The sequence below is a fragment of the Prescottella defluvii genome (genome assembly GCF_000738775.1).
In the GTDB taxonomy this organism is placed as follows: Bacteria; Actinomycetota; Actinomycetes; order Mycobacteriales; family Mycobacteriaceae; genus Prescottella; species Prescottella defluvii.
Window position 1 is genome coordinate 78648 of the sequence record NZ_JPOC01000021.1, and the last position, 13811, is coordinate 92458.

General features: G+C 68.8%; 14 protein-coding genes. 5 read left to right on the top strand and 9 right to left on the bottom strand.

From position 1 onward, the window contains the following. Window positions 1-17: 17 nt before the first annotated feature. The 7 genes from IJ15_RS0108170 to IJ15_RS0108200 all read right to left on the bottom strand — a co-directional run bounded on the left by IJ15_RS0108170 (window position 18) and on the right by IJ15_RS0108200 (window position 7594). Window positions 18-1196 (bottom strand): lipid-transfer protein, encoded by a 1179-nt coding sequence (locus tag IJ15_RS0108170; protein WP_031937848.1) that lies wholly within the window; start codon window positions 1194-1196, stop codon window positions 18-20. Next, complete coding sequence (locus IJ15_RS0108175) at window positions 1196-1639, bottom strand: MaoC family dehydratase (protein ID WP_031937849.1); 444 nt, start codon at window positions 1637-1639, stop codon at window positions 1196-1198. Before IJ15_RS0108175 ends, IJ15_RS0108170 begins: the two co-directional genes overlap by 1 nt. Beyond that, the gene (locus tag IJ15_RS0108180; RefSeq protein WP_031937850.1) at window positions 1636-2748 is read right to left on the bottom strand and encodes an acyl-CoA dehydrogenase family protein; all 1113 of its coding nucleotides are present in this window, start codon (window positions 2746-2748) and stop codon (window positions 1636-1638) included. Before IJ15_RS0108180 ends, IJ15_RS0108175 begins: the two co-directional genes overlap by 4 nt. Beyond that, a complete protein-coding gene (locus IJ15_RS0108185) occupies window positions 2748-3710 on the bottom strand; it encodes a bifunctional MaoC family dehydratase N-terminal/OB-fold nucleic acid binding domain-containing protein (RefSeq protein ID WP_031937851.1) in 963 nt (320 codons plus the stop codon). Before IJ15_RS0108185 ends, IJ15_RS0108180 begins: the two co-directional genes overlap by 1 nt. Then, window positions 3707-4873 (bottom strand): acyl-CoA dehydrogenase family protein, encoded by a 1167-nt coding sequence (locus IJ15_RS0108190; protein ID WP_031937852.1) that lies wholly within the window; start codon window positions 4871-4873, stop codon window positions 3707-3709. The genes IJ15_RS0108185 and IJ15_RS0108190 overlap by 4 nt, the downstream gene beginning before the upstream one ends. Window positions 4874-5107: 234 nt before the next feature. Beyond that, entirely contained in the window at window positions 5108-5953 is an 846-nt protein-coding gene (locus tag IJ15_RS0108195) for an SDR family oxidoreductase (RefSeq protein ID WP_031937853.1), read from the bottom strand. After that, window positions 5954-7594 (bottom strand): AMP-binding protein, encoded by a 1641-nt coding sequence (locus IJ15_RS0108200; protein ID WP_031937854.1) that lies wholly within the window; start codon window positions 7592-7594, stop codon window positions 5954-5956. It lies immediately after the preceding gene. Between the two features lie 343 nt (window positions 7595-7937). Between IJ15_RS0108200 and IJ15_RS0108205 the strand changes: the two genes are divergently transcribed. From IJ15_RS0108205 to IJ15_RS0108225, 5 genes are all read left to right on the top strand, one after another. Then, window positions 7938-9602: a class I adenylate-forming enzyme family protein gene (locus tag IJ15_RS0108205; RefSeq protein ID WP_031937855.1), complete on the top strand. Its 1665-nt coding sequence runs from the start codon at window positions 7938-7940 to the stop codon at window positions 9600-9602. Beyond that, window positions 9602-10084, top strand: a complete 483-nt coding sequence (locus IJ15_RS0108210; RefSeq protein ID WP_031937856.1) for a nuclear transport factor 2 family protein — start codon at window positions 9602-9604, stop codon at window positions 10082-10084. Before IJ15_RS0108205 ends, IJ15_RS0108210 begins: the two co-directional genes overlap by 1 nt. A gap of 90 nt (window positions 10085-10174) precedes the next feature. After that, window positions 10175-11098, top strand: a complete 924-nt coding sequence (locus IJ15_RS0108215; protein WP_031937857.1) for a TIGR03619 family F420-dependent LLM class oxidoreductase — start codon at window positions 10175-10177, stop codon at window positions 11096-11098. Beyond that, window positions 11095-11619, top strand: a complete 525-nt coding sequence (locus tag IJ15_RS0108220) for a nuclear transport factor 2 family protein (protein ID WP_031937858.1) — start codon at window positions 11095-11097, stop codon at window positions 11617-11619. The genes IJ15_RS0108215 and IJ15_RS0108220 overlap by 4 nt, the downstream gene beginning before the upstream one ends. A gap of 31 nt (window positions 11620-11650) precedes the next feature. Continuing rightward, window positions 11651-12379, top strand: a complete 729-nt coding sequence (locus tag IJ15_RS0108225) for a helix-turn-helix domain-containing protein (protein WP_031937859.1) — start codon at window positions 11651-11653, stop codon at window positions 12377-12379. Here IJ15_RS0108225 and IJ15_RS0108230 read toward each other — a convergent pair. Then, window positions 12316-12705, bottom strand: coding sequence for a VOC family protein (locus tag IJ15_RS0108230; RefSeq protein ID WP_031937860.1), 390 nt, complete (start codon window positions 12703-12705; stop codon window positions 12316-12318). The genes IJ15_RS0108225 and IJ15_RS0108230 overlap by 64 nt on opposite strands. A gap of 53 nt (window positions 12706-12758) precedes the next feature. Next, window positions 12759-13676, bottom strand: coding sequence for a mechanosensitive ion channel family protein (locus tag IJ15_RS0108235; protein WP_031937861.1), 918 nt, complete (start codon window positions 13674-13676; stop codon window positions 12759-12761). Window positions 13677-13811: the final 135 nt, after the last annotated feature.

Below are 13811 nucleotides of genomic sequence, written 5' to 3' on the forward strand. Positions count from 1 at the left end.
CCTTCCAGGTAATTCGGTCAGGCGACGCCGAGAATCAGACCCGACGTGGGAACCGCGGTTCCCGCCGTGACGAGCATGTTCTCGACGTTCTCGGGCTGGTTGGTGGACGTGCCCCGCAGTACCCGGACCGCCTCGGCGATGCCGTTGACGCCGTGCAGGTACGCCTCACCGACCTGGCCGCCGTGCGTGTTGCTCGGCAGCCGTCCACCGATCTCCAGATTGCCCTCGCGGATGAAGTCCTTGGCCTCGCCGGGACGGCAGAAACCGAGTTCCTCGAGCTGCGGGAGCACCAGAGGGGTGAAGTGGTCGTAGAGGATCGCCGCATTGATGTCGTCCGGCGTCAGACCGGCCTGCGCGTACAGCTGACGACCGACCAGACCCATCTCCGGGATACCGGTGATGTCGGGGCGGTAGTAGCTCGCCATCATGTGCTGGTCCTTGCCACTGCCCTGCGCGGCGCCCTTGATGATCGCGGGCTTCTGACGCAGGTCCTTGGCGCGTTCGGCCGAGACGATGACGAGGGCCTGGCCGCCGTCGGTCTCCTGGCAGCAGTCGAGCAGGTGCAGCGGTTCGGCGATCCACCGGGAGTTCTGGTGGTCCTCGAGCGTGATCGGCTTGCCGTAGAACCACGCCTTCGGGTTGTTCGCGGCATGCTTGCGCGCCACGACGGCAACCCGACCGAAATCCTCACTCGTGGCACCGTACTGGTGCATGTACCGCTGGGCGAACATCGCGACCCACTGGGCGGGAGTCGCCAGTCCCTGCGGGGTCAGCCACGCGTAGGCTGCGCGATCCGCAGTGGAGTCCATCGGGCGGTCGTGCTGGCCGGCACCGAAGCGCATGCCGGAGCGTTCGTTGAACGCGCGGTAGACCACGACGACGTCGGCGACACCGGTCGCGACGGCCATCGCGGCCTGCTGCACCGACGCGCACGCCGCGCCGCCGCCGTAACCGATGCGGGAGAAGAACTTCAGCTCCCCCAGTCCACAGTTGCGTGCGACGAGGATCTCGCCGTTGGTCTCCATCGTGAAGGTCGTCAGACCGTCGACCTCGGACGGGTCGATGCCGGCGTCCGCCAGCGCGGCGGTGACGGCCTCACACGCGAGCTGCAGCTCGGAGCGGCCGGACTTCTTGGAGAACTCGGTGGCGCCGATACCGACGATCGCGGCGGCACCCGAGAGCGGGCTGACAGCCATCAGGCGTCCTTCCCTTCAGCGTCGGGGTAGGCGACCGTCACGGTGCCCGACAGGTGGTTGCCCAGGCTGTTCGCTCCGACGATCTTGACCTCGACGAGGCCGTTCTCCTTGGAGACCACCTCGCCGGTCATCGTCATCGTGTCGCCCGGGTAGTTGGGGGCGCCGAGGCGGATCTTCACGCGGCGCACCGTCGGATGCGGTCCGGCCCAGTCCGTCACGAAGCGTCCCGCCAGCCCGTTGCTGGTGAGGATGTTCATGAACACGTCCTTGCTGCCGCGCTCACGCGCCAGCTCGGGATCGTGGTGCACGTCCTGGAAATCGCGGGTCGCGATCGCGGTCGACACGATCAGCGTGCGGGTCAACGGGATCGCCAGCTCCGGCAGCACCTCGCCGACGGTGATGTCGTCGTAGCTGCGGCCCGTGACGGTGACGGTGGCGGTCATCCGACCACCTCGACACCCGCGGCGAGCTGCGCGCCCAGACGCGCCAGGTCGGATGCGGATCCACCGAGGGTCGCGCCGATCTGCTTGCCCCACAGCAGGTGCCGGTGCACGGGGTAGTCGGTGTCGACGCCCATGCCGCCGTGGAGGTGCGTGGTGCGGTGCACGATGCGCTGGCCGCCGTCGGTCGCCCACCACTTCGCGACCAGGACCGAGGTGCCGGCGTCCGTGCCGTCGACGAGGTTCTGGGTGGCCTGCCAGAGGGTCACGCTCATCGCCTGCAGGTCGATGTAGCAGTCGGCCAGCTGGTGGTTGACGGCCTGGAACGTCGCGAGCGGACGCCCGAACTGCTGGCGACCGTTGAGGTACGTGACGGCCTGCGCCGTGGCGCCGGATCCGACACCGAGCTGGATCGCGGCGAGCGCCAGCTCGACGCGGTCGACGAGCCACTGTGCGGTGGTGCCGTCGGCGGGGCCGAGCAGCTCCGCGGGAGCCGACTCGAGCGTGACGTTGCCGCAGATCTCCCAGTTGGTGGAGTGCGTCTGCTCCACCGAGACACCGGCAGCCGCCAGGTCGACGACGAACAGCGCCGCGCCGGTGGGCGTGGTCGCCGAGACGATCGCGCGATCGGCGACGTGCGTGATCGGGACGACGGCCTTGGCGCCGGTCAGGGTCCACTGGCCGCCGGCCTCGGTGGCGGTGGTCTGCGGGTCACCGTCGACGTACGGACCGAATTCCTCGAGGCCGATCGTCAGGAAGCTCGAACCCTCGGCGACACCCGGCACCAGCGCGGCGGCTTGGGCGTCGGTGCCGAGCTCGGCGACCGCGAGGGCCGCGAGGGCCGACTGCCAGATCGGCACGGGCGCGACGTGGCGGCCCTGCTGCTCGAGCAGCACGTACAGCTCGGCCAGGCCCAGTCCGCCGCCGCCGAGATCCTCGGGCAGCGCGATGCCGAGCAGGCCCGTGTTCGCGAGTTCGCGCCACAGGTCGCGGTCGATGCGCTCGTCGCTCAGCTCGACCTGCTTGACGCGGTCGATGTCGGCCTTGCTGGTGAAGACCTCGGCGGCGAGGTTGCGAATTGCCTCTTGCTCTTCGCTGAAGTTGAAGTCCATCAGGAGTCCTCCCGTGCGGCCGGCCGGAACGCGGGCAGCGTCAGATCCGGGTCGGCGTCGATCCAGTCCAGTTCCACCGGCATGCCGATCTCGACGTCGCCCGGCGCGATGCCGGTCATGTTCGCGATCAGGCGGGTGCCCTCTTCGAGTTCGATGGTCGCCACGATGAGCGGGTACTCGAACCCGGGAATCTGCGGGTGGTGGTTGACAACAAAGCTGTAGACGGTGCCGCGGCCCGAGGCGTCGACGGTGTCCCAGTCGAGCGACTGGCACGCGCCGCACATCGGTCCCGTGGGGTGCCGCAGCGTGCCGCAGGAGGCGCAACGCTGGATCACCAGGCGGTGCTCCTTGGCGGCCTCGAACCAGAAGGCGTTGTCGACGTTGAGCGCCGGACGCGGGCGCAGGCCCGGGATCGGACCTGCCGGCTTCTCGGCGGCCTTCTCGCTGCCCTTCGGCTTGAACCGGAGGGTGCGCCAACGCTGCGTCGCGACGACGTCGTCGTCACCGTTGCAGTACGTCTTGAGCGTCGTGACGAAGTGCCCGACACCGAGGCCGGTCGACTTCTCCTCGGAGACGTTCTCGATCACCTCGGTGATCGAAACCCGGTCGCCGGGACGCAGTTCCGAGAAGAACTCGAAGTCCGAGTCGGTCGCGACGACGGACGAGAAGCCCGCGTCGTCGAGCGTGGCGATCAGATCGGTCCACACCTGCGACGGATCGTTGTTCGCCATCTTGTCGGTGAACGTGCGCATGATCCAGACCTGGGCCATGAGCGCGGGTGCGACCGCACCGTCCCGGCCGGTCGCCCGAGCGGCGTCGTCGTCGAGGTAGACCGGGTTGGTGTCCCCCATCGTCTCGACCCAGTGCCGGATCATCGGGGTGTTGACCTCGTCCGGGCCCCACGTCTTGGGGGTCAGGACCTGTCCCTCGAATTCCCGGAGCTTGGTGAAGAATTCGCTCACTTGACCCTCTTCTCACGCACGAGACCCAGGCCCATCGTGCCGACCATGTCGCGCAGGACCTCGTTGACGCCGCCGCCGAAGGTGTTGACCATGCCCTGGCGGGAGATCTGCTCGATCTGCCCGGCGAGCAGCGCGCCCGGCGACTCGGGTCGGATCCGGCCCGCGGCGCCGAGGATGCCGAGCAGGGTCCGGTACACGTCGATGTGGGTCTCGGTGCCGTACGCCTTGGTGGCGCCGGCGTCGGCACCGGACAGCGTGTCCGCGGCAACCGCGGCGGTCATCTTCCAGTTGAGCAGGCGCATCGCCTCGAGCTTCGCATGCGTGCGCGCGAATTCCTGCTGCACCCAAGGGATCTCGATGGCGCCGTTCTCCTTGGCCCAGTCCAGCACCTGATGCCACAGGCCGTAGGTGCGGCCACCGATCGCGGCGAGACCGATGCGCTCGTGGTTGAGCTGCGCGGCGATCAACTGCCAACCACCGTTGACCTCACCGATGACGTCCTTCTGCGGGACGCGGATGCCGCTGTAGTACGTCGAGGTGACCATGAGGCCGCCGACGGTCGGGATCGGCGACCACGAGAAGCCCGGATCGTCGGTGGGGACCACCAGGATCGAGATGCCCTTGTGCTTGGGGGCCTCCGGATCGGTGCGGGCGGCGAGCCACACGTAGTCGGCGGTGTTGGCGCCGGACGTGAAGATCTTGTTGCCGTCGACCACGAACTCCTCGCCGTCGAGGACGGCGCGGGTCTTGAGCGAGGCGAGGTCGGTGCCGGCCTCGGGCTCGGTGTAGCCGATCGCGAAGACGATGTCGCCCGCGAGGATGCCCGGCAGGAAGCGTTCCTTCTGCTCCTCGGTGCCGTACTTCATCAGCGTCGGGCCGACGGTGTTGACCGTGACGAACGGGAAGGGCAGACCGGCGCGCTGCACCTCGTCGAAGAACACGAACTGTTCCTCGATGGAACGCCCCTGTCCACCGAACTCCTTGGGCCACCCGATGCCGAGCCAGCCGTCCTGGCCGAGCAGCTTGACTACCTCGCGGAAGTACTCGCCGCCCACGCCCTGCTCACCAGCTGCGCGGCGCTTCTCCGCAGGCAGCAGGTTCGCGAAGTACTCGCGCAACTCCTTGCGGAGCGCGAGCTGTTCGGGGGATTCCCTCAAATCCATCGTTTACTCTCCCTAACAAAGAACGACTCACAATTGACGTCAGTGCCAAAGTAGACAGCCGCCACGGATGGCGACTGTCTACCTCGTTTGTCCGGACGCTAGCCAGCACACCGGTCCGCCGGGGCGGACGTCTCGCCCAGCGGGAATCGCCGGTGGACAATTCCGATGAGACCAGTCACCGCCGCTCACGGCAAGCCCCTCGCGGCGACGGGAATCCCAGTTCCGGCGTCCGGTTCAGCGCTCGGCCGGATCGACCAGATCGTTCACCAGCTTCGGCGCCCAGACGACCCGGCCGAGGAAACGGTCGGCGTCCGGGTCGGTGGCCAGCCACACGGCCGCTGCGGCGGGCACGGTCGCCGGCACCGCGTCGAAGCCGGCGTCCTCGATCCGGTCGGTGCCACCGCGCGCCTTGCCGGACTCGGTGACGACGAACCCGGGGCTGAGGTTGAACGCGCGGATGCCCCGACCCCGGTACTCGGCATTGACGGCACCGGCCAGGCGACCGAAGGCCGCCTTCGACGCCGCGTACGCCACGCCCCAACCGCCCTCGCCGGGCGCGGCCGGCGGATCGGTGGTGGCCGACCCGGAGACGAGGTCGACGACGACGCCGTCCCCGTTCTCCAGCATCGACGGCAGCACCCGCTGGATCAGGGCCAACTGGTGCAGGTAGTTGCCCCGCACCATGACCTCGGCGTCGTCGAGCCGGAGGTCGAGGATGCGCTCCATGTGACCGGCCGTCTGCGCGTACGCGTTGTTGACGAGGACATCGACACGGCCCCACTCACGCAGCACCTCGTCGGCGGCGCCGACGACCGAGTCCAGCTCCAGCAGATCCATCCGGATCGGCAGCGCACGGACACCGCACGACTCGATCTCGGCGGCCGTCGTCTCCAGGCTGCCGGGGACCGCGAGGAGCGCCTCACCCTCCGCGCGGGTGCGGGGCGTGACCGCCCCTTCCCCCTCGCGGACGGTGCGCGCGGTGATCGCGACGTCGAAACCCTTGCGCGCGAAGGCAAGAGCGATCTCCCGGCCGATGCCCCGGCTCGCGCCGGTGACGAAGGCTACCTTGCGGACCGCCATTCAGATGCCCAGGAAACGCCGGCGCCCGAACGAGACGAACTCGGCTTCGAGCGCGGCCTTGTCGTCGGCGGTCATCGCCTTGTAGACGGGCTCGCCGCGGCCTTCCCAGCGGTAGACCGGCTCGTCGGTGCGCCACAGCTCCGCCTGCAGCTCACGCTTGAGGACCTTGTTCGATCCGGTGACGGGCAGGTTCGTGGACACGCGCAGGAACCGCGGGGTCGCCTTGGTACCCAGGTCGGCCTGGCCCGCGAGGTACTCGGCGAACTTGTCGACGTCGAACCCGTCGATCGAATCCACCTCGATCGCGGCCATCACCTGGTCGCCCGACCGCGGGTCCGGGATCGCGTAGACACCGGTCGCGATGACGTCGGGGTGGCGGCGGATCACCCGCTCGATCATCAGCGCGGACGTGTTCTCGCCGTCGACGCGGATCCAGTCGCCCTTGCGGCCGGCGAAGTAGATGAACCCGGCCTCGTCGACGTACCCGAGGTCACCGGTCCAGTACCAGCCGTGCTTGATGCGCTCGGAGTCGGCGGCGTCGTTCTTGTAGTAGCCCTCGAACGCGCGCGCACCCTCCTTGTTGATCATCTCGCCGATGGCCTCGTCCGGGTTCAGGACCCGGCCGTGCTCGTCGAGGATCGCGCGGACGCACTCCTCGCGCGTCTCGGGGTTCACGATCGCGATGCCGGCGTGCGCCGGACGGCCGAGGGCCGCCTCGGGGGCCTCCGGGTCGAGCTTGACCGAGCCGGCGCCCTCCGAGGAGCCGTAGCCCTCGAACAGCTCGGCACCGAAACGCCGCACGAACTCGACCTTGTCCTCGGGCGAGGCCTCCGTACCGAAGGCGCGCTCGAGCTTGTTGTCCTTGTCGTCGGACTGCTCCGGGGTCGCCATCAGGTAGCCGAGCGCCTTGCCGACGTACGTGAAGAACGTTGCGCCGAAGAACTTCACGTCGGGCAGGAAGCCGGACGCGGAGAACTTGCGGGCCGCGGGCAGGCAGACGGTGGCGCCGTTCGCCAGGGCCGGGGCCCACAGGGCCATCAGCGCGTTGCCGTGGAACAGCGGCATGCAGCAGTAGTCGACGTCGTCGCGGTGGTGGCCGTACTTCTTCGTGTTCGCGTACGCGAGACGGGAGAGCCGCCCCTGGCTGCACTTGACGCCCTTGGACATACCGGTGGTGCCCGACGTGAACAGCAGCAGGAACAGGTTGTCCTCGTCGATGCCGTCGGCAATCGCCGGCTCGACCCGGTGCGCGTCGATGCGGTCCTGGTAGTCCGGGGCGTCGATCAGGATGAACCGATCGTCGGCCAGGCCGAGATCGAGATCCTTCAGCTTCGCCATGCCCTCGGCGTCGGTGACGATCAACTGGCAGTCGACGTAACGGATCTCGGCCTCGAGTTCCGTCGCACCGCGGGTCGGGTTGATGCCGACGACAGTGCCGCCGACCAGGGCTGCACCGCCGAGCCAGAACAGGAAGTCCGGCACGTTCTCGAGGAGGATGCCGATGTGGAACGGGCCGTCCACCCTCAGCGACTGCGCGAGCGATCCGCGTGCAGCGCTCTCGCGAACCACCTCGTCCCACGTCCAGTCCTGCTCACGGGTACGGACACCTGGACGCTGGTCGCCGAGGCGATCGAGGAGCATCTCGGCAATCGTCGTGCGTTCCAACTCATTCTCTCCTGTCGCAGCGCCGGTAGGCGCGTTACTACTGACTGCGGGCTGTGTAGGCGGGTCAGCCATCCGTGGCCCGACCGGCAACCGGACCTCGAGGTTCGATCATCCAGCCATGCCCTTTCGCGAAAAGTAGCCTCGGCTGTCGCACAGATCACCGTTAGTCTCGCTGAGTGGTAACTCATCCCGCGGAACCTTCCCGACGTGAGAAATTGCCGTGAGAAACCCGTCACATCCCATGTCCCGAGCCTGGTGCCTGGGCGTTCACACGCAGAAGTGACAGGAACGACACTGTGACACGGACGAAAGGTCACTCATGACTGCCCCCGCAGATCCGCAACTGCACCTGGACCAGGTCATGTCTCGTCTGGTCGGTCCCGGCGGACCGTTCGAGATCACCGAGGAAGAGGTCCTCGGCACCCGAATGCCGGTCATGAAGAACCGGGACCGGGCCGTGGGCGATCTGCTGGCCCAGTCCGTCAAGTGGGGAGACCGCGACTACCTCGTCACCGAGGACCGCCGCGTGTCCTACGCACAGCATGCCGCCGACGCATACGCCCTGGCAGCAGCCCTGCAGGAGCGGTACGGCGTCGAGAAGGGCGACCGTGTCGCGATCCTCGCGGCCAACACCCCCGAGTGGGTCACCACCTTCTGGGCGACGCAGGCACTCGGTGCGATCACCGTCGGCCTCAACGGCTGGTGGGTGCCGCGCGAGATCGAGTACGGCCTGCAGCACAGCACGCCGAAGGTCGTGATCGCCGACGCCAAGCGCAGCGCCGCCCTCGCCGGCGTCGATACGACCGGCATCACGGTGCTGACGATGGAAGAGGACCTGCCTCGCCTGTTCGCCGAGTTCGCCGGCGCGGGACGTCCCACCGTCGAGATCGACGAGGACGACCCGTCCGTCATCCTCTTCACCTCCGGGACCAGCGGCCGCCCCAAGGGCGCACTGCACTCGCACCGCAACCTGCTCGCGGTCGTCGACTACCACCGCTACAACGGCGCGCTCATGGCGGCGTTCACGGGCAAGCCCAGTGATCCCGACGTGCCCACCGAAATGCGCGACCTGCTCACCTCGCCGCTGTTCCACATCGCGAGCCTGCACAACCTGGCGGTCCCGCGTCTCGCCATGGGTGGCGCGCTGGTCATGAACCAGGGCTCGTTCGACGTCGACCGCATCCTCGGTCTCATCGAGCGGGAGCGCGTCACGAACTGGGGCGCCGTCCCGACGATGGCCTCCCGACTGCTCGAGCACGGCAACCTCGGCAAGTACGACCTGTCGTCGCTGACGTCGTTCTCGCTGGCGTCGGCGCCGTCGTCGATCGCGTTCAAGGACCGTCTGCGCGAACAGGTTCCGTTCGCCCGCAATGCCCTCGTCGACAGCTACGGGCTCACCGAGTGCAGCACCGCGATCGCCGTGGCCACCTCGGCGGAACTCGAGGAGTACCCGGGCACGCTGGGCCGGCCGATCATCACGGTGAGCATGGAGATCCGCGACCCGTTCGGCGAGTGGCTGTCGGACGGCCACGAAGGCGAGGTCTGCGTGCGCAGCCCGTTCGTCATGCTCGGCTACTGGAACGACGCCGACGCGACCGCAGCCTCGATCACCCCCGACCGCTGGCTGCGCACCGGCGACTACGGCGTCGTCGAGAACGGACGCCTGCGCCTGACCGGACGTCGCTCGGACCTGATCCTGCGCGGTGGAGAGAACGTCTACCCCACCGAGATCGAGCAGACCCTCGACGAGCACCCCGCGGTGCAGGAGTGCGCCGTGATCGGCAGCCCGCACCCCGATCTCGGCCAGGAGGTGTCCGCGGTGGTCGTGGTGGTCCCCGGCCAGACCGTCACCGAGGAAGAACTGCGGGAGTTCGCGTCCGAGCGCCTGTCGTACTTCAAGGTGCCGACGAAGTGGCGTCTCACCACGGACCTGTTGCCGCGCAACGCAACCGGAAAGATGATCCGTCGCGAGATCAACGTCTGATGCTCGACCGCACCGTCGAACGCCTGGTAGCCGTCGATGCGATCCGCGACCTGTCCCACCTCTACACGCACCTCATCGACGAGGCGCGTCTGGAGGAGGTCTCGGATCTCTTCGCACACGCGGTGTACGGGCAGTGCGACGGTGCCGGGACGCCGCTGGGGCCGGTGCGTGACTCCGATCCCGGCGGCGTCCTGGAGGCGTGCCGCAGCTTCATCCGGATGCACGGCACGCCGCCGCGGCCGCGGACCAAGCACGTCGTCACCAATCTCCGGGTCGACGTCGCCGACGACTGCCGCACCGCGACGTCCCTGTCGTACTTCACGGTGCTCCAGGCCACCGAAAAGCTTCCCCTGCAGCCGATCCTGTCGGGCCGCTACTTCGACGCCTTCGCCGTCGCCGACGGCGAGTGGAGGTTCACGCAGCGGCTGACCTGCATCGATCTGGTCGGAGACCTGAGCGAGCACGCCCGACGCTCGCTGTGAGATTCATGCCCGAGACCCCTCGGTTCACCGGTCGCCGAGTACCCGGCGACCGGTGAACCGCCGAACGCGCAACCGCGGAACAGGAGCACCATGCAGGTCGGTCTGAACATTCTCGGCGCCGAAAACCTCTACGCCGGACGGATCCGCCCGGTGCTCGACGTCGCCGCCGCCGCGGACCGCGCGGGAGTCGACATGATCTCCACCGGCGATCACATCGGTTTCAACGCGGATGCGCACGCGGAACGCGTTCGCACCCATGGCTTCCCGTTCCCGATCGAACACGACTGGTACGAACCGCTGTCACTGCTGTCGTCGGTCGCCGCCGTCACCGAGCGGGCACTGCTCAACGTTTCGGTGCTGATCGCGACGGTGCGGCCGCCGGTGCTGCTGGCCAAGCAGATCGCCACCCTCGACCGACTGTCCGAGGGCCGGGCCGCGATCGGCATGGGTGTCGGCTGGCAGGAGGCCGAGTACACGGCCACCAACATGCCGTTCGACGCCCGCTTCGGCCGCATGGAGGACACCGTCCGCGCGTGCCGTGAGCTGTGGACCCAGGCGCCGGCCACCTTCCAGGGCCGCGAGTTCTCCTTCGAGGACTTCCACGCCCGGCCTCTGCCCGTGCAGGAGCGAGTTCCGGTGATCTTCGGGTTCGGCCCGAGTCAGCGCAACTTCGATCGCATTGCCCGTATCGCCGACGGCTGGACCGTGAACCCCGCCGACATGCAGACGTTCTCGGACAGCGTCACCCTCCTGCGTGACACCTTCGAGGCGCACGGTCGCGACCCTCACTCCCCCATCGTCCAGGTGTCGGTCGCCCCCGAACGCCGCGACGACGGAAGCGTCGATCTCGACGCCACCGCCGACAAGGCCCTGTCCTGGCATGCCGCCGGCGCAACCGTCGCAGTGTTCCGACCGGCCACGTTCTGCACAGCGGGAGAAGAGGTTCCGCAGCTGATCGAGTGGGCGGTAGGACTGAAGTCCACGGCCGGAACCACGCAGGAGGCAGCACGATGACGACGGTGGACAGGGACACGGCGATCGCCGAACTGCTCGACAAGCAGGCCATCTACGAAGTGATCATGCGCTACTGCCGCGGAATCGACCGCCTCGACTTCGACCTCGTCCGCGAGACCTACCACCCCGGCGCTGTCGACCACCACACCGGATTCGACGGTGGCATCGACGATTTCATCGCCTGGGTGGAGCCGAAGCTTCGCGCGATCGGCGGCACCATGCACCACATCGGCAACCACCTCGTCGAGCTGCACGGCGACTTCGCGATCAGTGAGGCCTACTCGACGGCGGCCCACTGGGGCGGCGGCGAGGGCATCGGCATGGTCAACTTCACCAGCGGCTGCCGCTACGTCGACCTCATGGAACGCCGCGACGGCAAGTGGGGCATCGCCGAGCGCTGGGCGGTTCGCGAATGGACCCGCTCCGACGCCGGCCGTCTCACCCTCCCGGAGAGCGACGGACCGCGTGGTCGCCGGGACGGTACCGATCCGCTCGACGCCCTCCGCGACCGACTGGGCTGAGGCGCTCGGCCCGGCGTGCTGTACTGGGGCCGTGTACCGCGAGCGCCCGTCACGCATGATTCCCGGTGCGACCGTCTGGCACACGGTCCGTTCGCCGGACGGAACGGTGCTGCCTGACGGCTGCATGGATCTCGTGTGGCGGGACGGCGCGGTCCTGGTAGCCGGGCCCGACACCCGGCCGTTCACCGTCACCGCGTCATCGGACCCCGGCGTGGGCGTCCGGTTCCCGCCCGGCCTGCTCCCCCACCTGCTGGGCGTCCCGGCCACTGACCTGCGTGACCAGCGGGTACCGCTCGCCGACGTCGTCGGCGGGCGGGGCGCCGCGGCCCTCACCGCGTCGGATCCTCTAGAGGCCGCAGCGGCATTCGAGTCCTTCGCGGTGGGGCGACTGGCGGAGTCCGGGGAGCCGGACCCGGTCGTGACGGTCGCCGCCCACCTGCTCGGGACGGGAGGGTCCGTAGCCGCCGTCGCCGAGGCCACCGGCATGTCGGCCCGCGCGCTGCACCGCCTCGGCAATCGCAGCTTCGGCTACGGACCCAAGACCCTGGCCGGCATCCTGCGTCTCGCACGCGCCCGCAGCCTGGCTGCGCGCGGCATCCCGTCGGCTGTCGTGGCGGCCCGGTGTGGCTACGTGGATCAGAGCCACCTCATCCGCGAGTCCCGTCGCATCACGGGAAGCCCGTTCGGCGAACTCCGTCAGGACGGCAGCGGTGCGAACAGGTCGACGCCGTTGCCGTCGGGGTCCGTGATCGTCGCGTAGCGCTGTCCCCACGGGGCGTCGAACGGCTCGACCTCGGCGTGCCCGGCCGCGGCGAGCTTCGCCCACACCGCATCCACCTCGGCGGGACTGCTGCACTCGAACGCGAGCGAGACCCGGGCGTCACCGGTGGGCGCGGTGTAGGGACCACCGAAGGACTCGACGACCTCGACGGTGTCCCACATCAGGCGGACCCCGCCGGCGACGACCTCGACGTGCGGCTGCGACTCGATGTCCGCGGGGATGTCGAGACCGAGGAGACGGTAGAACCGCAGCGACGCCGCGAGATCCGTCGTCACCAATCCGATTGCGTTCAGCTGAGGAGTCATGGTGGCCACGCTAGCTGTCCCCGGCGCCCGGCGATTGGATGTTTCGGACAGGGTCAGCCCTGGGACCCGCCGCGCATCGCGGACAACATCGCGAGCGGGGCCCCGACGTCGTGCTCGTCGAACGCGGTGAGCACCGCCTGCGTGATGTGCCGCTGCACCGCCCACTGCAGCCCCGGCTTGACCCGAGCGGTCAGCCGCAGCATCACGGCCTCGGCCGTCACGCTGTTGACGCCGAGCATCTGGGGCCGTTCGAGGACCGCGTCGGCGATCACGTCGTCCTCGGTGGCCTCGATGGCGGCGGTGAGCGCGATCTCGGTGGCCCGCGGCACCGCCGCACTGTGCGCGATCGGCAGATCGATCACCGCGACGGCATGGCCCTGGCTCATGTTGCCGACCCGCGCGATCTCGCCGTTGCGGCAGTACCAGAGTGTCCCGTTGAGGTCCCGGATCGTGGTGACCCGCAGACCCACCGTCTCCACGGTCCCGACGGCCTCGCCGACGTCGATGATGTCGCCCACCCCGTACTGATCCTCGAGCAGCATGAACATGCCGGTGAGGAAGTCGCGCACCAGGTTCTGTGCGCCGAAGCCCAGCGCGACGCCGACCACGCCCGCGGACGCGACGAGCGGCGCGACGTTGACGCTGAAGACCGTGAGGATCTGCAACACACACCACGTGAGGGTCACGATCGAGACCCCGGATTTCAGCACGGACCCGATGGTGCGGGCCCGTTGCGCCCGCCGCGCTGCGGCGACGGCGTCGCGTGTGCCCACCGGGAGACGCTCCTTGAGCGGCCGCAGCAGCCGAGGCTCGCCACCGGATCTGTCGCGCGTGGCCCGATCGATCAGGCGGTTCAACACGAAGCGCAGGACGAGGGCGACCACGATGTAGACCGCGATCTCGATGGGCCGCTCGACCAACCATGTCTGCGCACTGTCGGACAGTTCGATTGCAGTGGTTTCGTACGTCATCCCCGCCGACCCTACGGAAGGTCCGGACTCTCGGCACGGCACCGCGGGCACGCCGCCCGACCACACGACCCGGCGGGGACGGCGGGGCGGCGGGGGCGAATCCATCCGTTTCGGCCCCTGCGAGAGCCCTGTCGT

Bases quoted from the DNA above. Each gene is read 5' to 3' on its own strand.
- IJ15_RS0108170 (WP_031937848.1), bottom strand. From the start codon at position 1,196: ATGGCTGTCAGCCCGCTCTCGGGTGCCGCCGCGATCGTCGGTATCGGC.
- IJ15_RS0108175 (WP_031937849.1), bottom strand. From the start codon at position 1,639: ATGACCGCCACCGTCACCGTCACGGGCCGCAGCTACGACGACATCACC.
- IJ15_RS0108180 (WP_031937850.1), bottom strand. From the start codon at position 2,748: ATGGACTTCAACTTCAGCGAAGAGCAAGAGGCAATTCGCAACCTCGCC.
- IJ15_RS0108190 (WP_031937852.1), bottom strand. From the start codon at position 4,873: ATGGATTTGAGGGAATCCCCCGAACAGCTCGCGCTCCGCAAGGAGTTG.
- IJ15_RS0108195 (WP_031937853.1), bottom strand. From the start codon at position 5,953: ATGGCGGTCCGCAAGGTAGCCTTCGTCACCGGCGCGAGCCGGGGCATC.
- IJ15_RS0108200 (WP_031937854.1), bottom strand. From the start codon at position 7,594: ATGCTCCTCGATCGCCTCGGCGACCAGCGTCCAGGTGTCCGTACCCGT.
- IJ15_RS0108205 (WP_031937855.1), top strand. From the start codon at position 7,938: ATGACTGCCCCCGCAGATCCGCAACTGCACCTGGACCAGGTCATGTCT.
- IJ15_RS0108210 (WP_031937856.1), top strand. From the start codon at position 9,602: ATGCTCGACCGCACCGTCGAACGCCTGGTAGCCGTCGATGCGATCCGC.
- IJ15_RS0108215 (WP_031937857.1), top strand. From the start codon at position 10,175: ATGCAGGTCGGTCTGAACATTCTCGGCGCCGAAAACCTCTACGCCGGA.
- IJ15_RS0108220 (WP_031937858.1), top strand. From the start codon at position 11,095: ATGACGACGGTGGACAGGGACACGGCGATCGCCGAACTGCTCGACAAG.
- IJ15_RS0108230 (WP_031937860.1), bottom strand. From the start codon at position 12,705: ATGACTCCTCAGCTGAACGCAATCGGATTGGTGACGACGGATCTCGCG.
- IJ15_RS0108235 (WP_031937861.1), bottom strand. From the start codon at position 13,676: ATGACGTACGAAACCACTGCAATCGAACTGTCCGACAGTGCGCAGACA.